We start from the raw sequence: 19,637 nt of genomic DNA, 5'->3' as shown, positions 1-19,637 counted from the left end.
CGTGGAGACGTCCTATCGGCGGCGAATCGGGCGTACTTTCGGCTGCTGAGCCGTTCCTGCCCTAGTCACGCGAACTCTCCTCGTCCCAGGCCGCTGCGGCGCGAACGGAACCGCGGTGTCCGCCGGCCGTGCCGTAATGGAGTGTTTCTGGAGCGTGATCGGGGTTGCCTCTGAGCTCAAGCCCGAGCACGTACCGAGATGGCGGGCTTCCCGATAATTTTCCAGTCTCTGGAAAGTTCCATGTGATGTATATTTTGCGCATGGAGGAATCGCGCCGCGACCGCAAGAAGCGGCTGACCAGGCAGCGGATCATCGCCACAGCGATGAAATTGTTCGCCGAGCAGGGGTATGAGCAGACCACGGTCGCGCAGATCGCCGTGGCGGCGGACGTCGACCCCAAGACGTTCTTCAACTACTTCCGCGCCAAGGACGAGACCGTCTTCGCCGACGCCGAGCACATCTTCGGCCTGCTGCTCGGCACGCTGGCGACGCCGCGGCCGCAGGAGGGTCCGGGCGAACTGCTTACCAGGGCGGTGCAGGAGTACGCCGCCCGGCGCCGCCCCGAGGTGCCGCGCAAGAGGTCCGAGGAGCTGTCGGCGGGGGTCCGCCTGATGATGACGACGCCGGCGCTGCAGGCCAAGGGGCTGTACCTGATGCTGGACCTGCAGCGGAGGATGGCCGGCGAACTGCTGAAGGCGTTCCCGGGCCAGTTGGATCCGATCACCGCCGCCGCGATGACCGGATCCCTGATCGGCGCCGTCCAGCAGGCGAGCCTGGCGAGTGTCGAGCTCGGCCGGTCGCAGGACGAGCTGTGGCGGGCCGCGGGGCACGGCCTCGACGTCGCCGCGCGCGGCCTGCTCTCGATCCGCGCCGGCGTCGCAGAAGAGAGCGAGCTGTCATGACGGAGAACGAACGGCGCCTCACCCGCGACGCGCGGCAGGCGCTGCGCGAGGGCGCCGAAGGGATCGCGCGGCGGCAACGGGCCCGCCTGGCCGAGGCCGTGGCCTACGCCCGCGCCCACTCCCCCTTCTACCGCGACCTCTACCGGGCGCTGCCCGACGACGTCGACGACCCGGCGCGGCTCCCGACCACCGGTAAGCAGGCGCTCATGGCGCGCTTCGACGACTGGGTCACCGACCCGGACGTGACGTTGGCCAAGGCCCGAAAGTTCGTCGCCGACCCCGTCCGGGTGGGCGAGCGCTTTCAGGGGCGGTACCTCGTGGCCACCACGTCCGGCACCAGCGGGCTGCGCGGCATCTTCCTGCAGGACGAGCGGAGCGTGGCCGTGGGCAACGCGGTCGGGCAGCGCGCCCGAGCCGGGCTGGGGGTCGGCGACCTCGTGCGCCTCATGCGCGGCGCTGGCCGCACCGCCATCGTCTCCGCGCCGCCCGGCCACTTCTCCACCGTCGCCGGGGCCGCTCGGTTCCGGCGCGACCACCCCCGGCTCGGCTGGATGCTGCGGGAGTTCTCCATCCACAAGCCGCTGCCGGACCTGGCCGCCGAGCTGAACCGGTACAACCCCAGCTCGCTCACCGGCTTCTCCAGCATGCTCGGGCTGCTGGCCGGCGAGCAGGAGGCCGGCCGCCTGCGCATCTACCCGGGACTGGTCATCGCCGGCGGTGAGGCGCTGACCGCGGAGAACCGCGCGCGGATCGCCGCCGCGTTCCACGCTCAGGTCCGCTCCGCCTACGCCGCCACCGAGTGCGGCTTCCTCGCCTACGGCTGCGCGCACAACTGGCTGCATGTCAACACCGACTGGGCGGTGCTGGAGCCGGTGGACGCCGACCACCGGCCCGTCCCTCCGGGACAGCCCTCGCACACCGTCCTGCTGAGCAATCTCGCCAACCGGGTCCAGCCGATCCTCCGCTACGACCTGGGCGACAACGTCCTGGTGCGACCCGACGCCTGCCCGTGCGGCAGCCCCCTGCCCGCCGTCCAGGTGCAGGGCCGCGCGGCGGAGATGCTCGAGTTCCCCGCCGCCGGCGGGCACATCAGCATTTCCCCCATGGCGTTCGGCACGCTGCTGGACCGCGTCCCCGGCATCGCGCAGTTCCAGGTCGTGCAGAGCGCTCCGGCCACGCTGCGGGTACGCCTGAAGCAGGCGGACGGCGCCGACCCCGATCACGTGTGGCGGACCGTGCGCGAGGAGATCTCGCGCCTGCTGGCCGAGCACGGAGCCGAGCACGTCACGCTGGAACGCGCCGAGGAGCCGCCGGAGCAGTCGGCCGGCGGCAAATTCCGCAGGATCATCCCTCTGGCCCGCTGACCGCGGCGCGGGGCCGGCTCCATCCCCGGATCACACCGACCTGACGCATCGGCCCGTAAGCGGCACGCTGCTGCCGGTCCTCATCGAGTGCGCAACGACCTCGGCGGTGCACGATCAGCAGTCGTCGGCCCTGTGGTGTCCGGTCCCGATCAGGCGGGGCGGTCCTGCCCTGCCCCGTCGAGTGCCTGCTGGCGGTGGTCGCGCGGGCTCATGCCGTAGACGGCGCGGAAGGCTCGGCTGAACTCGGCGCCGCTCTTGAAGCCCCAGCGTAGGCCGACCTCGCCGATCGCGCGCCCCCGCAAGCGGGGATCGGCGAGATCGGCACGGCACCGTTCGAGCCGGCGCCGCCGAATGGTTGCGCTGACGGTCTCGGGCCGCTCCTGGAAGAGCAGGTGCAGCGTGCGCACGGAGATGTGATGATGCGCCGCGATACCGGACGGGCCCAGCTCGGGGTCACCGAGGTGGTGATCGATGAAGGCGTCGATCCGCGCGGCCAGCGTTCGATAGCGGCTCTCGGCCGGCAAGTGGCGCTGCAGGCCGAGGCGGCCGGCGAGGTAGGCGGCGGCCAGATCGAGACCGATGGAGCCCAGCCGGGACAATTCCCCGGGATCGCAGCCCGCTGCGTGCTCTAGCAGGCTGCTCAGGTAGCCGGCCAGCAGCGCCCCGGTACCGGTGCGGGCGGGCAGCTTGTGCGCGAGTAATCGATCCACCTCGGCGCCGGGCAGGGGGAGCGCGTCACGCGGCAGGAACATGAGCGTCAGCCCAACGGGCCTGCCGGCATCGATGAACTCGGTGACATAAGGATGAGAACTGCCGAAGACGGAGAAGTCGCCGGCGTCCAGGAGGGTGTCGTTGCGCCGCTGCTCCAGCCCCACCGCACCCTCATTGACCAGGACGATTTGGTAGCCGTCCGGATCGTGGCGCCGGATGTGGGCCGGCGTACGCCGCCCCGCCAGCGGCGACGCGGTGTACTCGCTGATCCGCACGCCCGCCAGGTCGACCGAGTGCGCCCGGCCGTGGAAGTCGTCGGCGTGATCGCTGGACAGCGATGTAGGCATGACCTCGTGTCCGGTCATGTGTGTCCACCACAGCAGGCGATCCTTCTTCGGCACGGAATCGGTGGACACGGAGACCACCGGGCTCTGTTCGATCGTGCGGTGGATCCAGGAGGACTGGTAGGAGTGATCGCACATCACGTCTACGCTCTGGGGCACCCGTCCAAGGGTCCACAAGTCGGGCCCCGGCCGCAAGACATACTTCGGGGCCGATCACCTGGACGCCGGCGTGAGCGGCCGCCACCCCACGGAAAGACCTGCCGTGACACCATCTGCCTCGCTCGACGACTCCGGCAGCCCACGTCGTGAGCAAATCGAAGGCTTGTTGCCGCAGGTCAGTGGCATGTCCATGGGAAATTCTCCCTTGTCGCCGAGACCCAAAAGGCGGCGATGAATCGACTTGTCACGGTTCATCGGGCGTGTTTACGTTTGATCATGACATTCAGGAAATCCCGTCTGGCCGTGTTAGCCGTGCTCCCCGCTTTCGCGGGACTGGCGTTCTCCCCATCGCCCGCCCAAGCAGCCCAACCCGGTTACTCCTGCGCCACGCTGGAGGTGGACCCCAGCCCGCAGCAGCGTGTTTTCGCCACCGGCTGCACGCCGCTCAACGGAGCGCCGGACAACGGCCTGGTCAGGGAGGTCTTCATCTCCTGGCCCGGGGGCCGGATCCAATGCTTCACCGCGAGGGCGACGCGCGACGGGGCCTACGTGCGGGTCAGCGCCTCCCCGTGCGTATGAACGCCGCCGTCTAGGGGGTCAGCCGATCGGTGGGTTCGGGGGAGCCGGCCGGTGGAGCCGCGGTTCCAGGAGATCGGTCGATGTGCGGCCGGACGCGGTCCTGGGACGGTGGAGGCACCCGGTCATCAGGGCGCCGGCGGTGGAAGGACGGAGATGGGCCGATCAGAAGGCAACCGGGTCAGTCGTCGGGCACTGCTGGCCGGAGCGGGGGTGGTGGCCGGTGGCACGCTGGCGGCCGGAGTGGTCGTGCCGGCCGTCACGGCCGCCGAAGCTGAGGCGTTCGGGCCGGTGCGGATCCGGCCGGGCGACCCGCGCTACGACGGCCTGTTGCGCGGCAACAACTTCCGCTTCGCGGGCCGGCCGGAGGAGATCCGGGTGCTCGGCTCCACCGATCAGGTGGTGCGCGCGGTGAGCGAGGCGGCGCGCGCCGGGCGCCGGATCGCGGTGCGCAGCGGTGGCCACTGCTTCGAGAACTTCACCGCCGACCCGGCCGTGCGTACGCTGATCGACCTGTCCGGCATGGACGCGGTCGGCTACGACGCCGGCAGGAGGGCGTTCTCGGTGCAGCCGGGGGCCACACTCGGGCAGGTGTACCGGACGCTGTTCAAGGGGTGGGGCGTGACGATCCCCGGCGGCGGCTGTCCCGCGGTGGGCGCGGGCGGGCACATCGCGGGCGGCGGGTACGGCGCGCTGTCCCGCAGGTACGGCTCGGTGGTGGACCACCTCTACGGCGTGGAGGTCGTGGTCGCCGACCGGGACGGCACCGCCCGGACGGTGGTCGCCACCCGCGAGCCCGGCGACCCGCACCACGACCTGTGGTGGGCGCACACCGGCGGTGGCGGCGGCAACTTCGGGGTGGTCACCAGGTACTGGCTGCGCTCGCCGGGGACCGGCGGCGTCGATCCGGCCAAGCTGCTGCCGCCCTCGCCGGCGGGGATGCTCGAATGCGTCCTGGCCTGGTCCTGGGAGGGCATGACCGAGCGGGCGTTCACCCGGCTGATGCGCAACTTCGGCGCCTGGCACGAGGAGAACAGCGCACCCGGCTCCCGGCCGGCCGGCCTGTACGCGATCCTCCTGCTGTCGCACCGCGCCGCCGGGTACTTCTCGCTGGCCGTACAGATCGACGCGGGCCTGCCCGGCGCGGACGGGCTCGTGAGCGCGTTCGTGTCCGCGGTGACCGCCGGCACCGGCGTCCGGCCGGTCGCCGAGACCCGGCGGACGATGCCGTGGCTGCACAAGATGACCTGGCCCGGCACGGGCGAGGCCGGCGACGCGACCGCCCGCCGGTACAAGAACAAGGCCGCGTACCTGCGCCGGTCGCTGACCGGTGAGCAACTCGCCACCGTGTACCGCAACCTGACCGATCCGGCCGGGAGCGCGAGCAGCGGCATGCTGCTCATCGGCTACGGCGGCCAGGTGCGCGCGGTGGCGCCCGAGGCCACCGCGGTGGCGCAGCGCGACGTGGTCATGAAGGCCGTCTACTACACCACCTGGACCGACGCGGCGGAGGACGCGGCCCGCCTGTCCTGGTTGCGCGCCTTCTACCGCGAGGTGTACGCCGCGACCGGAGGCGTGCCGGTGCCGGGTGAGGTCAGCGACGGCTCGTACATCAACTACCCCGACGTCGACCTGGTCGACCCGAAGTGGAACACCTCCGGCGTACCGGGGCGGACGCTGTACTACAAGGACAACTACCCCCGGCTCCAGCGGGTAAAGGCGCGCTGGGACCCGCGCGGCCTCTTCCGGCACGCCTTGGGCGTCGAACCGCCCGCCTGACCCGTACGAAAGTACGGGCCGACCGGCTCTTTGTGCGCTGGGCGCCGGTACCCCGCTCCGGGTCGAATCGGTGGCATGTCCCTTTCCACCCGCGCACTTCTGCGCTGCGGCAGCCTCGGAGTACCCGCCTTCCTCGTCCTGTTCCACGCCGACATGCTGACCCGCCGCGGCTTCGACGTCTTCGTCCACGGCCCGAGCCAGCTCATGACCGGAGACCGGGGATGGCTGCAGATCGGCAACTTCGTCGTCACCGGGCTGCTGCTGATCGCCTTCGCCGCGGGGGTCCGCCGCAGCGTGCCCGCCTCACGCTGGGCGCCCAGGCTCGTCGCCGCGTACGGCGTCGCCATGATCTGCACGGGCGTCTTCGTCACCGACCCCCAGAAGGGCTACCCGCCCGGAACACCACAGAACGCCCTTCCCGGCGTCACCTTCCCCGCGAGCTGGCACGAACAGTTGCACACGCTGTCGGTCTTCGCGCTGTACCTCGCGGCGTGCGCCGCCTGCTGCGTGCTGGCCCGTCACTTCGCCCGGGAGCCCGGCGGGCGGGCCTGGGCGCTCGCCCTGCTCGGGTTCGCGGTGGCGGCGCCCGGCGTCCTGCTGACCGGCACGCTGATCATGCCGCACTCCTCGTTCGACTGGGTGCTGGCCCGCTTGGTCATCCCGCTCGGCTGGGGCTGGGCGTGGCTGGCGGCGCTCCGCCTGTCGAAAGCGCCGGACCGTCCTCGCGCGGGCTAGTCGGCCGAGCCGGGGTTTGGGCTTGCCCCCGTAAGGGGCCGCGCGTTCCTGTTGCCACAGGACGGGAACTTAGCGGCGAAACGGCCGCTATGGTCCTTCTGTGCAGCCTTTGACACCTTCAGACCCCCGGCAGATCGAGGACTACCTGCTGAGTGAGGTGCTCGGCCGCGGTGGCCAGGGGTCGGTGTACCTCGGTGAGGACTCGGTAGGTGGCAAGGTGGCGGTGAAACTGCTGCACACCTCCTTCGCGGGGGAATCCGACGCGTTGCGACGGTTCACCCGGGAGGCGGAGACCGCGCGGCGGGTGGCGCCGTTCTGCACCGCGCGGGTGCTGGCTGTGGGGGTGGCCGAGGCCAGGCCGTACATCGTGAGCGAGTTCGTCCCCGGCCCGTCGCTGGAGCAGTTGGTGCGCGAGCAGGGTGTACGGTCCGGCAGCGGCCTGGAGCGGCTCGCGGTCGCGACCCTGACCGCGCTGGCCGCCATTCACCACGCGGGAGTCGTACATCGGGACTTCAAGCCGAACAACGTGATCATGGGCCCCGAGGGGCCCGTGGTGATCGACTTCGGTATCTCGCGAGCGCTCGAACAGACCGCCACCAGCAGTGTCATGGGAACGCCCGCGTTCATGGCGCCGGAACAGTTCGCCGGTACGGCAGGCCCGGCGACGGACATGTTCAGCTGGGCCAGCACGATGATCTACGCGGCGACGGGCCGGATAGCGTTCCGCGGGGACACCATGCCGGCCGTGATGCACGCGATCCTCACCTCGGAGCCGGACCTGTCCGGCATGCCGGAAGGATTGCGGGCACTGGTGGCCCGCTGCCTGGCCAAGGACCCTCTGGTACGGCCCAGCGCGGAAGAACTGCTCGGGCAACTGACCGGGCGGGGCCTGCCCGCGACGGCGTGGATCGGGACGGCGCCTGCCGAGCGGCCTCACGGGATGGCCAGAACCCTGCTGTGGGACGGCGCGCCCAATCCGGGGCCCCATGCGCCAGGATCAGGCCCGCACGCGGCGAGCTCGTACGGCCTTCACCCGCAAAGCCCTCATGGACCAGGTCCGTATCCGCCGACCGCTCCCGGCCGGCGCATGCCGCGGAAGAGCGCGGCGAGCCTGCCGCTGGCGATCACGGCGCTGATCTGCATCGGACTGCTGACCCTGCCCCTGCTCGGGGAGGTTCTGGGCTGGGGCCCCGGGCGCGTCTTCGCCATGGGGGGCCTGGTCCTGTTCATGCCCGTCATCGGCCTCGCGCTGCGGCCGCACAACGTCGGCGCGATGATCACCACGATGCTGACGCTTCCGCTGGGTCTCGTCTTCCTGCTGTGGGCCACCGTGCTGGGCAGCGAGCACCACATGCCCGAGGTCCTGCTGGCTTTCGTGCCCGCGATCCTGGTGGGCCTGCTGGTCGCGGCGACCGCGCTGCTGACGTGGCGGCTGAGCGCGGTGGCGGCCGTGCTCGGGGCGCTCGGCGGCGCGCTGCTCTCCCTGGAAGTGGCCATCTACCTGCTCGTTGCGATCTCCAGCTTCGACCTCCCCACGGCTGTCGCCCAGATGCTCACGGCGCTGTCCCGACTGCTGATCATCGTGTGGCTGGGGGTGGTGGGCATTCAGTTGGTACGGCGAGCGGCGACGTAGCAGCCTGCCCTCGAACCTTTCCCGGGTGATCGGTTCGAGAATGGGCGCCGTCGGTCAGAAGCCCCGGGTGGGATGTTCCGGGAGCGAGTGAGCGTGCCGCCAGCCAGGCCGCGGCGTCCTCGCCCCGACCGGCGACCGCCGGCGTGCAGTCCGGCAGCAGGTCCCGTACGGCCTGCCGTACGGGACCCTCGCTCGTCAGCACGCTGCCGGCCAGCACCACGGGCGTGCCGGGAGCGTGCACCTCACGGAAGGTGCGCACCAGCAGGCCGGCCGCACGCTCGGCGATCCGCACCGCCGCCGGATCGCCCTCGCCGGCCGCCCGACTGACCAGCGGCGCCAGCTCGGCCAGCGCCAGCGGCGGGGCCGCCTGCACGGCCACCGCCACCATCTCCGGCGAGCGGACCCCGAGCTGCCCGAGTACCGCCGCGGTGAGCGGGCCCGGTGTCCCGCGGACGGCCGAGCGGGCCGCCTGCCGCCCGATCCAGAACCCCGAACCCTCGTCCCCGAGCTGCCAGCCGTGCCCGTCGGCCGTCGCCGCGATCTCGTGGTCAATAATTTTCGCCGCGATCGCCCCCGTGCCGGAGATCAGCACGGTTCCGGAGGCCGCGTGGGTGCCCGCGGCGAAGGCCACGACGACGTCCCCGACCACCCGGGGCGGCACGGGGAAGTACGCCGCCAGCCCCTCGGGCAGCCCCTCGATGCCCGCCAGCCCGATCACCGCGGCCCGGACGCGGCCAGGGCCCGCGGCCGCCAGCGCTTCCTCCACGGCTCGGCCCACCTGCCGGAAAGCCACCTGCGACGAGCCGGCCGCCGGGTTTCCGCACCCCGCCCGCCCTCGCCCCAGCACCTGACCGTCGAGCGTGGCGACGACCGCCCGCGACGACGTCCCTCCGGCGTCCACGCCGAGAACTAAGCTCATGTCAAGAATTATCGGCTCAAACCCTTGACGGCACCAGATGGTGAGCATAATTTTCACCCACAAGGAGGGCGACGTGGAACTACTGCCCCGGATCCGGGCCGAGCAGGGCGAGATGCCCGAGGCGCTACGCAAGGTCGCGGAGGTGATCCTGGACGACCCGGCGGAGACGGCCAGGATGACCATCGTGGACCTGGCCGAGCGCAGCGGCACGTCCACGGCCACGATCACCCGGTTCTGCCGGGCGCTGGGCTTCAGCGGCTACGCCGAACTCCGGGTCACGATCGCCAGCCAGACCGGCCGGGCCGCCCAGCAGCACTGGGACACCGACATCGGGCAGGAGATCCTGCCCGGCGACGGCCTGGACAAGGTGCTGGGCGTGGTCTCCAACAGCGACATCCGGCTGATCCAGGAGACCGCCGCCCAGCTCGACCTGGCCACGGTGGAGAAGGTGGCGAATGTCATCAAGAACGCCGGCCGGGTCCTGCTGTTCGGCGTCGCCAGCAGCGCGGCCGTCGCCGGTGAGATGGAGTACCGCCTCCAGCGCATCCGCATCCCCACCTGGAGCAGGTCGGACGCGCACAGCGCGCTGACCGACGCCGCGCTGCTGACCGACGGCGACGTGGCGATCGGCATCTCGCACAGCGGCCGGACCAGAGAGGTCATCGAGGTGCTGGCCGAGGCGGCCGGGCACGGCGCGATCACCGTGGCGGTCACCTCGCACCCGAGCTCGCCGCTGGCGGAGGTCGCCGAGCTGGTCCTCACGACGGCGGCGCGCGAGACGACCTTCCGCAGCGACGGTTTCGCCGCGATCCACTCCCAGCTGCTCGTGCTCGACGTGGTCTACGTCGCGCTCGCGCAGCGCACCTACGAGCGCACCAAGGAGGCGTTCGACCTGACGGTACGCGCCGTCGCCGGACACCGCCTAGACGGAGGGTGATGAATCCCGAACACTACGCACAGCACGTGGCCGACCTGGTCGCCACCATCCCGCGGACCCACGCCGGCGAGATCGGGCAAGCCGCCCGCCTCATCGGCAAATGTCTGGACAACGGGGGAGTGATCCAGGCCTTCGGCTCCGGCCACTCCGAAGCGGTCGCCATGGAGATCGCCGGCCGCGCCGGGGGCCTGGTCCCCACCAACCGGCTCGCCCTGCGCGACATCGTCCTGCACGGCGGGGCCGACCGCGCCGAACTCGACCGCTACGACCTCGAACGCGACCCCGCCGTGGCGCACCGCATCCTGGCCGCCGCCCCGATCGGGCAGCCCGACCTGTTCGTGGTCATCTCCAACTCCGGCGTCAACGGCGTCGTGGTGGAGCTGGCCCAGACCGTCAAGCAGCGCGGTCACGACCTGATCGTCATCACCTCCCTGGCCCACAGCACCGCCGTCCCCTCCCGCCACCCCTCGGGCGCCCGGCTGTGCGATCTGGCCGACGTGGTGCTCGACAACCTGGCGCCGTACGGCGACGCCGTACTCCCGCTTCCGGGCGGCGGCGCGACCGGCGCGGTCTCCACGATCACCTCGGCCCTGCTCGCCCAGCTCGTCGTCACGCACGTCGTGCGCGACCAGGTGGACGCGGGCAAGATCCCGCCGATCTACCTGTCGGCCAACGTGCCGGCGGGCGACGAGCACAACCTGCGCCTCGAAGCGCTCTACGCGGGCCGGATCCGCCGCGGCTCCTGAACCCCCGATGTGACCCCAGCACTTAGCCGAAAGCTGTCTTCGTCATGCCTGAAAACACCCCCACCCGCCGGGGATTCCTCGGCCTGCTCGCCCTCACCCCGGTCGTCGCCGCCTGCGCCACGGGCGGCGGCGCCCCCGCGGCCTCGGCCCCGGCCGCCGCCGGGCCCACCGGCGCCGCCAACCCGCTCGGCGTCGCCGCCAAGGACCCGCTCGACGTCGTCATCTTCAAGGGCGGCTTCGGCGACGACTGGGCGAAGTTCGCCGAGTCGCTCTACACTCAGCGCCATCCCGAGGCGAAGATCACGCACGCCGGCATCCAGGGCGTCGGCCAGGCCATGCAGCCGCGCATGGTGGCCGGCAACCCGCCGGACGTGATCGACAACTCCGGGGCGGGCGCGCTGGACGTCGCCTCGCTCGTCGCCGACAGGCAACTGCTGTCGCTGGAGAAGTTACTCGACGCGCCCTCCGCCGACGATCCGGCCGTCAAGGTGCGCGACACGCTGGTGCCGGGCATCGTCGAGGCGGGCAGCTTCGACGGCGTGCCGTACGTGCTCAACTACGCCTACACCGTGTGGGGCCTGTGGTACAGCTCGTCGCTGTTCGCCAAGCACGGCTGGACCTACCCGGCGACCTGGGCCGAGATGCTGACGCTCGGCGACGAGATCAAGAAGGCCGGCATCGCGCCCTGGACCTACCAGGGCAAGTTCCCCGAGTACATGAACGACCCGCTGCTCACCATGGTCGCCAAGGCCGGCGGCATGGAACAGGTCGCCGCCATCGACAACCTGGAGCCCGGCGCCTGGCGCACCGACAGCGTCAAGGGCGTGGCCGAGGCGTTCGCGGAACTGGCCGGGCGCGGACACATCATGAAGGGCTCCGAGGCGCTCTCGCACACCGAGGCGCAGACCGCCTGGTGCCAGGGCAAGGCGGCGTTCATCCCCTGCGGCTCCTGGCTGGAGGCCGAACAGGCCAAGGTCACCCCGTCCGGCTTCGACATGGTCGTCGGCCCCACGCCCCGGCTGTCGGAGGGCGACAAGCTGCCCGGCACCGCCATCCAGGCCGCGGGCAGCGAGCCGTTCATCGTCCCCGCCCAGGGCAGGAACCCGGCGGGCGGGCTGGAGTTCCTGCGCCTCATGCTGTCGAAGCCGAGCGCGGCCAACTTCGCCAAGACCGCCAGCGCGATGCCCGTCCGCCAGGGCGCGCTGGAGGGGCTCCAACTGTCGAGCGGGCTGAAGTCGGTGGGCGACCTGGTCGCCGCGGCGGGCAAGGACGCGCTGTCCTACCGCTTCCCCGGCTGGTACGCGCCGCTGGCGAAAGCCGTACACGACTCGACGGGAGAGCTGCTCAACGGCCGGGTCAGTGCCGCGCAGTGGACCGAGCGCGTGCAGAAGGCCGCCGACCAGGTGGCGGCGGACGCCTCGATCACCAAGTACAAGCGATGAGGCACCGCCGGCTGCCCTTCATCGCGGGATTCCTCGTCCTGCCGCTGACCCTCTACGCGGTGCTGGTGCTCTCCCCCTACGCGCAGGCGTTCTACCTGGCGCTGACCGACTGGCGCGGGGTCTCGGCGCGGGCGGAGTTCGTCGGGGCGGCCAACTTCGCCCGGCTGCTGCAGGACCCGCAGGTGCTGGCGGCGCTGAAGAACAACGCGATCATGCTGCTGGTGGTGCCGGTCGTCACCGTCGTGCTCGCGCTGTTCCTGGCCGCGGCGCTCAGCCTGGGCCGCCGGCGCGGCGCGCGGATCTACCGGGTCGTCTACTTCTTCCCGCAACTGCTGTCGGTCGCCGTCGTCGGCGTGCTGTTCCAGTTCGTCTTCACCCCGAACTCCGGGCTGCTCAACGGCGTGCTGAACCTGTTCGGCATCGAGGGACGCTCCTGGCTCGGCGACCCGTCGCTCGCGCTGTGGGCGGTCATGGCGGTGGTCGTGTGGAGCGCGGCGGGCTTCTACGTGGTGCTGTTCTGCGCCGCGATGGAGTCGATCCCGCGGGAGATCCTGGAGGCCGCCGCCATCGACGGCGCCTCCGCGCTCACCCGCCTGACTCGCGTCGTGCTGCCGCTGGTCTGGGAGAACGTCCAGGTCGCGTTCATCTACCTGGGCATGGCCGCCCTCGACGGCTTCGCGATCGTGCAGATCATGACCGTCGGGCCCGGCGGCCCCGACAACGCCACCGAGGTGCTCGGCCTGACCCTCTACCGCAACGCCTTCACCTACGGGAAGTTCGGCTACGCCTCCGCGCTCGGGGTCGCGCTGTTCTTCCTCACGCTCGCGCTGGCCGTGCTCGTGCTGCGCGGTTCGCGCCGCGAACGGGTGGAGATGGCATGACCCTCACTCATCGGGTACGGCGTCCGCGCCCGTTTGGCTCGATGCTGCACGTGGCGCTCGTCGGCTGGGGCGTCATCGTCACGCTGCCGCTGCTGTGGGCGGTGATGAGCTCGTTCAAGACCGACCGGGACATCCTGACCAGCCCGTGGAGCCTGCCGGACAGGCTGCACGCGGAGAACTGGGCCCGCGCCTGGACAGAAGCCTCCATTGGTCGATATTTCCTGAACTCGGCCGTGGTGGTGGGGAGCGCGCTGGTCCTCACCATGCTCTTCGGCGCGATGGTCGCCTACGTCCTGGCCCGCTACCGCTTCCCCGGCTCGCGGCTCATCTACTACCTGTTCGTCGCCGGGATGGCCTTCCCGCTGTTCCTCGCCCTCGTGCCGCTGTTCTTCGTGGTGCGCTCGCTGGGCCTGCTCGGCACGCCGCTCGGGCTGATCCTCGTCTACACCGCGTACGCGCTGCCGTTCACCGTCTTCTTCCTGACCTCCTTCTTCCGCACGCTGCCCACCTCGGTCGCCGAAGCCGCCTTCCTCGACGGCTGCTCGCATTCCGGCGTGTTCTTCCGGGTCATGCTGCCCATGGCCAAGCCCGGCCTCGTCAGCGTCGGCATCTTCAACTTCCTCGGCCTCTGGAACCAGTACCTGCTGCCGCTGGCGCTCAATCCGGAGGAGTCCGAGTTCGTCCTGGCGCAGGGGCTGGCCGTGCTGGCCGTACGGCAGGGCTACGCCAGCGACTGGAGCGGCCTGTTCGCCGGGCTCACGATCTCGATGCTGCCGGTGCTGGCCGCGTACGTGGTCTTCCAGCGCCGTATCACCTCCGGCCTGACCGCCGGAGCCGTCCGCTAGCACCAAGAGTGAGGAGAAACTCTCGTGATCAAGCACTTACTCGTGGCCACGGCCCTGCTGGGCGCCCTGGCCGTCCCCGCGCAGGCCACGGCCGCCCCGGCGGTGCGCCTGCAGTACTACACCACCGCGCCCCAGCCGGCCGCGCCCCAGGCGGAGCCGCTGTTCAACCTGGTCAACACCGGCACCATGGCGCTGCGGCTGCGTGACCTGAAGATCCGCTACTACTTCACCGGCTCGGGACCGCACGTCTTCGCCTGCTCGTGGGCCCGGGTCGGGTGCGCGCAGGTCACCGGGACGTTCGGCGACGGCTACCTGGAGGTGGGCTTCCGCGGCGGCACGCTGGGCGCGGGCGCCCAGACCCAGTTGGAGGTGCGCTTCCACCGGGCCGACTGGCAGTCGTTCAGCCAGAGTGACGACCACTCCTTCGGCGCGGTCTCGACCTACACCGACTGGCCCAAGGCCACCGTCCACCTGGGCGGCACGCTGGTGTGGGGGCAGCCGCCCTCGCCCGGCCCAGGACCCGGTCCGTCCGGCGTGCTGTTCGACGACTTCGCGTACACCAGTGCCGACGACCCGCTGATCGCGGCGCGCAACTGGACCGTCCGCACCAACCCCGGCGGGCCCGGCGTGCCCGGAGCCACCTGGCCCAAGGGGAACGTGACCTTCCCGACGGCCGACGGCGCCAAGGTGATGCAACTGAAGGCGACCAACGACGGGGTGAACGTCACGCAGTCGGAGATGCTGCACCAGCGCAAGTTCTTCGAGGGCACCTACGCGGCGCGGGTGAAGTTCAGCGACGCCCCCGTCACGGGCGCCGACGGCGACGAGAGCGTGCAGACGTTCTTCACCATCACCCCGCTCGACGCCCCGATGGACCCGGACTACGGCGAACTGGACTTCGAGTACCTGCCCAACGGCGGGTGGGGCCTGACCGGGCCGCTGATGTACATGACGAGCTGGGAGACCTACCAGCCCGACCCGTGGCTGGCCGACAACACCTCGACGTTCGTCAACTCCAGCCACGCCGGCTGGCACGACCTGGTCGTCCAGGTCTCCGGCGGCACGATCCGCTACTACCTCGACGGCCGGCTCGCCGCCGAGCACGGCGGCAAGTACTACCCCGAGACGCCCATGTCGATCAACTTCAACCACTGGTTCATCACCGCCGGCCAGAGCGGCGCCACGCGCACCTGGATCCAGCAGGTCGACTGGGTCTACCACAGCAAGAACGAGGTGGTCTCCCCGGCCGAGGTGAGCAGCCGCGTGGCCGGCTACCGCGCGGGCAACGTCACCTGGCAGGACACCATCTGACCGGAACCGGTTCCAACCGACGCCGTCGCCTGCGCACAGGCGACGGCGTCGCGGCCGAACTCGATCGCCGAGTTCCTGAACGTCCTGGAGCAGACCTTCCATCTGGTGGCGCCCTCGCTGCCCGGTTTCGGCTTCCCGCCCTTTCGCGACCCGGCTGACGAACGGCCGTGGAGCGCGTACCTGGGCCGAGTTGATGAGCAGACTCGGCCATCACCGTTACGGGGCTCACGGCAACGACGCCGGCGCCCTGTTCCCCGATCGTGCGGTGGGGGTGCACATCACCGGCGGTCTCGGCATGCCCACGGGTGACCCGGCCGAGCTCGCGGATCTGCCGGAAGAGGACCGGGCCAGTGTGGCGTGGGTGAGCGACGTGCTCAGCGGCGCGGGCAGCAGCGGCTACGCGCCCGGTCTGACCGCCCGGCCGCAGACGCTCGGCTTCGGCTGGTCCGATTCGCCCGTCGCCCAGCTCGCCTACCTCGTCGAGCGGTTCAAGGAGTTCGACAGACTGGCCACCGCCGCCGAACTGCACGAGCCGCTGCCACAGTGCCGCGTGCTCACCCTCACCGGGCTCGGTAAGCCGGGCAACCTACGACGCGGCGCCGAGGCTCGGATCTGGGGCTTCATGCTGAAGGACTCCCGGCCCCAGGACCTGGTGGCCGCCATCCGGAAGATCGCCGCCGGTGAGCACGTCGTCGATCAGCAACTCGCCCTCGTGGCGCTGGCTGCCCCGGGCACCCCGCTGACCGAGCGCGAAGCCGCCGTCCTGCGCCTGTCCGGCGGCGGGGCCACACCCAGACAGATCGCCCTGGATCTCCACTCCAGTTACGGCACCGTGCGCAACTATCTCGCCTCCGCGGTGACCAAGCTCAACGGACGTACTCGCATGGACGCCATCCGGATCGCCACAGAGGTTGGCTGGATCTAACCCCGCACCGTCCACCCGAGACCGCGGCCCGCCGACGGACCGCTCCCTGACCTGTTCGACCCCGTCCACCCGCTTTCGCTTCCAGCAGCGGGCGCGAAGCGACGCCCCGGCTCTCCTGGTACGGACCGTTGCCCAGCCGGGCGTTCGGCCCGTGTGCGCGGATGAGTTCGGCCAGGCGGATCAGGATGTGACTGGACAGCGGAATCGAGGCATGACAGGACAGCAGCGAGGCTCCCGGTTGAGGTATCGGATCTTGGTCGACCGCTACAGGGCATCTCTGCACAAGGCCATCAGTCTCTGGTGCGCACGACTTTGAACCTGTTGGAGGTAATCTCCCCACCTTCAGGAAACGTGCGCAAGTAGTCCTCCGAGGTGTCGTCCAACGTGCTGTGGTTCTTCAGGACCGCCGACAGGCGATTCGGCGGAACGTCTATGACGAACCAGTAGCGTGGATAATTCTTGGGAGCCTTGGAAAAGTCTTGGACATAGCGTCGACTTCCAACTTCCTCATGTATCCTCCGCACGGCATAGAAGTTCACATAATCCGATCCCGTCAGCTGGGAGAAGAACCAATAGGAGTGGCCTCGGGAAGGGGCTTGCAGTACTTCGATCTCTACTTCTACGGTCTTGCCTAGCCCTGGCTCGCCGTCAACGGAGTTCACCCGCACTATTTTGACGCGGTTTGCGACAGCAGTAGGCGGGGCGGTCCCAGCGTCAGGAGCCTGTCCGCTCACAGTGGCTCCCGGCATTGCGTCAGCAGGGGCAGTAGTCGTAGGACCAGGGCGGCTCCATGTGATGTCGAAGACATCTCGACCGAGTGCCAGAAATCCTATGAGCGCACTGATAATCGTACATACGGTTGTCAGGATCACGTGATCCTTGATCCATGCGGTGACACGTTGACGACGTGGAAGCGTGGGAGCGGTGGCGGGACTGTCCTCTTCGCTTAATTTGCGCTCGGGAACTTTGTTTTTGGCCATGATGTATCCCCATGTCACCCGTTACGCCTAAGGCACCCCACACTGCACGACTAAACGGAGAGGGTTCTACCCGATGGAACAAATCCGAATACCCAGGATAGGATTTCGCCACTTTTCGGTTACATCGTGGTAGAACTCCACAAACCGAGTAAGATTTGGGCTTTGTAAACAATTGATACACTACTTCTTATGACATAACCGGCAACGGATGCTCACCGTCGCCCGGGCTCCGGCAGCCAGAGGGCGCCGGCGCGAACCCTGAAGTTCGTCGCAGATCGGCCGACACAAGGGACATGGATGCCCTTCTGATGACCGGACGTTGCGTCCTCGGTCGTCCATCCGCCTTGAGATCCGGTACTGAATCTTCTGCGGCTGACCAGCGGCTTCATGGAGATGCCGTCGGCAGGGCCGGCTCGCCTGTCTCACCAGGACTTCCGATTCCCGCGCGAGCGCACGGGCGGTCGTCCGTACCGCCGCCCCGGGCCGCTACCTTGAGCAGTTCTGCCGCCATGCCGGCAGCCTGCGTCACAAGAGGGGCGGCCATCGTGCGAATGTGATCGTGAGCTGGGGGCTGCCGCCTCGTTCGGCCCGTGCGGCCCTGGGAGGCGAGGGCATTCGCCGCACCGGTGGCGGCTAGGTCCCTGGTGCTGGTGTGAGCTCGCCTCCTATGCCCGTCTCGTTGCCGTCCGGGTCGTGGAAGACCCATTTGCCAACGTTGCCGTGCTGCTCGGTGTCCACCGGTCGCAGTCCGCGCGCCGCGATCCGGTCCACCTCGGAGGCTGGATCGTCCACCCAGATCATGCCCACCGCGCCTCCGGCGCGTACCGTGTCCTGGATGATGTAGACGTACCGGTCCTCGGCCAGTTGCCACACCGCTTCGATGTCGTTCGGATAGAACGTCGGCTCCGTGCCGAGGAGCTTGGTGTACCACTCCACGGCACTCTTGTAGTCGCGTACGGCGATGCCGGCGAAGATCCCCACTGCCACGGTTGGCTCTCCTGTCTGCTGGAGCTGGAACGGCTCTTCAAGGAAGAGACTCCACGCCTCCGCGAAACTCATCGCGGCCGGCTACGTGGGCAGTGGCAGGACGGCGAGCACCGGGGAGGTGGGTTGCCGGGAGCCGCCCGCGGGTTCGACGGTGAGGCCGATCCGGTCCGCCGGGTTCACCGCGCCGGCCACCACATAGGAGTCGCGCCCCATCAGGCCGGCCGGGCGTACACCGCCGGGCCCCATCAGCCACACCTGGTAGTCGCGGGAGCGGGGGAGCGCCGGCATGTTCGCGGACGTCAGCACGATCTGGCCGCGCGAGGGGGAGTAGACCAGCCGGGCGTCCGCATCGCCCACCCGGGCCGAGGTGAGGCGGGCGTCGGGGGCGGCCAGCACGGCGGCCATGTCGCCGGCGCGCCGGTCGCTGTCGGCCAGTTCGGCGCCGGTCCGCACGAGCAGGGCGCCCAGCACGGCAGCCACCAGTACGCACGCCGCGGCCAGGAGCGCGGGGCCGGAGAGCCGGCGCCACCACGACCGGGTCGCGGCGACCCCGGGCACCAGCGGTGGCGACTGGCGGACCTGGCGGATCTCGCGCAGGACGCGCTGCCTGAGCTCGGCGGGCGGCGGGTGCGCCGCCGCGCTCGCCAGTTCGGCGGTCGCCTCCAGGAACCCGGCCACCTCGTCCGCGCACTCCTGGCATCGGCGCAGGTGCCGCTCGAAGTCCTTGCGCTCGGGCAGGTCCAGCGCGTCCAGCGCGTACGCGCCGGACAGGGTGTGCAGGGTCTCGTTCATACGCCCACTCCCAGGCAGTCACGCAGCCGGATCAGCCCGTCCCGCATCCGCGTCTTGATCGTGCCCAGCGGCGTCTCCAGCATGTGCGCGACCTCGGCGTAGGCGTAGCCGCCGTAGAACGCCATCGTCACCGACTGCCGCTGGAGGTCGGTCAGCCGGTTCAGGCAGCGCCGGATCCGCTCCCGGTCCAGCCGCTCCTCGACCTGCTCCACGACCACGTCGTAGTCGGCCGAGGCCGCGGCCATGCGGCCTGCCCGCGCGTCCCGGGTGGCGGCGGCCTGCGCGGAGCGCACCCGGTCCACCGCCTTGCGGTGCGTGATGGTCGCCATCCAGGCGATCGCCGAGCCCTTCCGCTCGTCGTAGCGGGCGGCCATGCGCCAGATCTCCAGCATCGCCTCCTGCGCCACCTCCTCGGCCTGGCTCGGGTCGCGGATGACGCGCAGCGCGGTGCCGTACACCATGGGGGAGACCTGGTCGTAGAGCCGGCCGAAGGCGTCCTCGTCACCGTGCGCGCTGCGCTTCAGCAAGCCGGCCAGCCCGGAACCGTCGTCGCTGTCACGCGGTGCGCGTCGGTGGCGGCTGCTGGGACCCACAAGTGACGCCTTTCGTCGATGCGCTCGTCTCTAGCTGGTATTCGGAGCGGAGGCCGCGCCGGTTTGGGCGGCGGCC

Annotated in this window: 19 protein-coding genes; 13 read left to right on the top strand and 6 right to left on the bottom strand. The window is 70.2% G+C overall.

The annotated features are described in order from the left end of the window. Positions 1 to 260 precede the first annotated feature (260 nt). Positions 261 to 902, top strand: coding sequence for a TetR/AcrR family transcriptional regulator (locus ACIBEJ_RS48035; RefSeq protein ID WP_397189717.1), 642 nt, complete (start codon positions 261 to 263; stop codon positions 900 to 902). Beyond that, positions 899 to 2,266 carry a phenylacetate--CoA ligase family protein gene (locus ACIBEJ_RS48030; protein WP_397189716.1) on the top strand — a complete coding sequence of 456 codons (1,368 nt, stop codon included), beginning with the start codon at positions 899 to 901 and terminating at the stop codon, positions 2,264 to 2,266. Before ACIBEJ_RS48035 ends, ACIBEJ_RS48030 begins: the two co-directional genes overlap by 4 nt. Before the next feature lie 149 nt (positions 2,267 to 2,415). On the opposite strand, the gene ACIBEJ_RS48025 is transcribed toward ACIBEJ_RS48030, so the two are convergent. Continuing rightward, positions 2,416 to 3,459: a helix-turn-helix domain-containing protein gene (locus ACIBEJ_RS48025; protein ID WP_397189715.1), complete on the bottom strand. Its 1,044-nt coding sequence runs from the start codon at positions 3,457 to 3,459 to the stop codon at positions 2,416 to 2,418. A 324-nt stretch (positions 3,460 to 3,783) separates the two neighbouring features. Here ACIBEJ_RS48025 and ACIBEJ_RS48020 point away from each other — a divergent pair, with 324 nt between their 5' ends. The 4 genes from ACIBEJ_RS48020 to ACIBEJ_RS48005 all read left to right on the top strand — a co-directional run bounded on the left by ACIBEJ_RS48020 (position 3,784) and on the right by ACIBEJ_RS48005 (position 8,203). Then, entirely contained in the window at positions 3,784 to 4,059 is a 276-nt protein-coding gene (locus tag ACIBEJ_RS48020; protein WP_397189714.1) for a hypothetical protein, read from the top strand. 153 nt (positions 4,060 to 4,212) lie between these two features. Next, complete coding sequence (locus tag ACIBEJ_RS48015) at positions 4,213 to 5,835, top strand: FAD-binding oxidoreductase (RefSeq protein WP_397189713.1); 1,623 nt, start codon at positions 4,213 to 4,215, stop codon at positions 5,833 to 5,835. A 75-nt stretch (positions 5,836 to 5,910) separates the two neighbouring features. Then, a complete protein-coding gene (locus tag ACIBEJ_RS48010) occupies positions 5,911 to 6,570 on the top strand; it encodes a DUF998 domain-containing protein (RefSeq protein WP_397189712.1) in 660 nt (219 codons plus the stop codon). A gap of 109 nt (positions 6,571 to 6,679) precedes the next feature. After that, on the top strand, positions 6,680 to 8,203 hold the full coding sequence (locus ACIBEJ_RS48005; protein ID WP_397189711.1) for a protein kinase: 1,524 nt from the start codon (positions 6,680 to 6,682) through the stop codon (positions 8,201 to 8,203). On the opposite strand, the gene ACIBEJ_RS48000 is transcribed toward ACIBEJ_RS48005, so the two are convergent. Beyond that, positions 8,148 to 9,122 (bottom strand): N-acetylglucosamine kinase, encoded by a 975-nt coding sequence (locus ACIBEJ_RS48000; protein ID WP_397189710.1) that lies wholly within the window; start codon positions 9,120 to 9,122, stop codon positions 8,148 to 8,150. The two genes, ACIBEJ_RS48005 and ACIBEJ_RS48000, sit on opposite strands and share 56 nt — an antisense overlap. A 73-nt stretch (positions 9,123 to 9,195) precedes the next feature. Here ACIBEJ_RS48000 and ACIBEJ_RS47995 point away from each other — a divergent pair, with 73 nt between their 5' ends. The 7 genes from ACIBEJ_RS47995 (at position 9,196) to ACIBEJ_RS47965 (ending at position 16,209) form a co-directional block, all read left to right on the top strand. Further along, on the top strand, positions 9,196 to 10,059 hold the full coding sequence (locus tag ACIBEJ_RS47995; protein ID WP_397189709.1) for a MurR/RpiR family transcriptional regulator: 864 nt from the start codon (positions 9,196 to 9,198) through the stop codon (positions 10,057 to 10,059). After that, complete coding sequence (locus ACIBEJ_RS47990) at positions 10,059 to 10,805, top strand: sugar isomerase domain-containing protein (protein ID WP_397189708.1); 747 nt, start codon at positions 10,059 to 10,061, stop codon at positions 10,803 to 10,805. The genes ACIBEJ_RS47995 and ACIBEJ_RS47990 overlap by 1 nt, the downstream gene beginning before the upstream one ends. 44 nt (positions 10,806 to 10,849) lie before the next feature. Then, complete coding sequence (gene ngcE / locus ACIBEJ_RS47985; protein ID WP_397189707.1) at positions 10,850 to 12,247, top strand: N-acetylglucosamine/diacetylchitobiose ABC transporter substrate-binding protein; 1,398 nt, start codon at positions 10,850 to 10,852, stop codon at positions 12,245 to 12,247. Beyond that, positions 12,244 to 13,128, top strand: a complete 885-nt coding sequence (locus tag ACIBEJ_RS47980) for a carbohydrate ABC transporter permease (RefSeq protein WP_397189706.1) — start codon at positions 12,244 to 12,246, stop codon at positions 13,126 to 13,128. Before ngcE ends, ACIBEJ_RS47980 begins: the two co-directional genes overlap by 4 nt. Next, entirely contained in the window at positions 13,125 to 13,973 is an 849-nt protein-coding gene (locus ACIBEJ_RS47975) for a carbohydrate ABC transporter permease (RefSeq protein WP_397189705.1), read from the top strand. Before ACIBEJ_RS47980 ends, ACIBEJ_RS47975 begins: the two co-directional genes overlap by 4 nt. Before the next feature lie 24 nt (positions 13,974 to 13,997). Continuing rightward, positions 13,998 to 15,284: a cellulose binding domain-containing protein gene (locus tag ACIBEJ_RS47970; RefSeq protein WP_397189704.1), complete on the top strand. Its 1,287-nt coding sequence runs from the start codon at positions 13,998 to 14,000 to the stop codon at positions 15,282 to 15,284. A gap of 193 nt (positions 15,285 to 15,477) precedes the next feature. Further along, positions 15,478 to 16,209 carry a DNA-binding response regulator gene (locus tag ACIBEJ_RS47965; protein WP_397189703.1) on the top strand — a complete coding sequence of 244 codons (732 nt, stop codon included), beginning with the start codon at positions 15,478 to 15,480 and terminating at the stop codon, positions 16,207 to 16,209. Between the two features lie 290 nt (positions 16,210 to 16,499). Here ACIBEJ_RS47965 and ACIBEJ_RS47960 read toward each other — a convergent pair whose 3' ends face one another. The 4 genes from ACIBEJ_RS47960 to sigK all read right to left on the bottom strand — a co-directional run bounded on the left by ACIBEJ_RS47960 (position 16,500) and on the right by sigK (position 19,561). Further along, on the bottom strand, positions 16,500 to 17,189 hold the full coding sequence (locus ACIBEJ_RS47960; protein WP_397189702.1) for a hypothetical protein: 690 nt from the start codon (positions 17,187 to 17,189) through the stop codon (positions 16,500 to 16,502). A 633-nt stretch (positions 17,190 to 17,822) separates the two neighbouring features. Beyond that, entirely contained in the window at positions 17,823 to 18,176 is a 354-nt protein-coding gene (locus tag ACIBEJ_RS47955) for a VOC family protein (protein WP_397189701.1), read from the bottom strand. 81 nt (positions 18,177 to 18,257) lie between these two features. Beyond that, a complete protein-coding gene (locus ACIBEJ_RS47950; protein ID WP_397189700.1) occupies positions 18,258 to 18,968 on the bottom strand; it encodes an anti-sigma factor domain-containing protein in 711 nt (236 codons plus the stop codon). Then, positions 18,965 to 19,561, bottom strand: coding sequence for an ECF RNA polymerase sigma factor SigK (gene sigK / locus ACIBEJ_RS47945; RefSeq protein WP_397189699.1), 597 nt, complete (start codon positions 19,559 to 19,561; stop codon positions 18,965 to 18,967). The genes ACIBEJ_RS47950 and sigK overlap by 4 nt, the downstream gene beginning before the upstream one ends. Positions 19,562 to 19,637: the final 76 nt, after the last annotated feature.

Origin of the sequence: Nonomuraea sp. NPDC050790, assembly GCF_044456745.1 — a bacterium.
Classification (GTDB): Bacteria; Actinomycetota; Actinomycetes; order Streptosporangiales; family Streptosporangiaceae; genus Nonomuraea.
The sequence above is the reverse complement of the archived record's forward strand: the minus strand, read 5'-3'. Positions and strand labels throughout refer to the sequence as shown.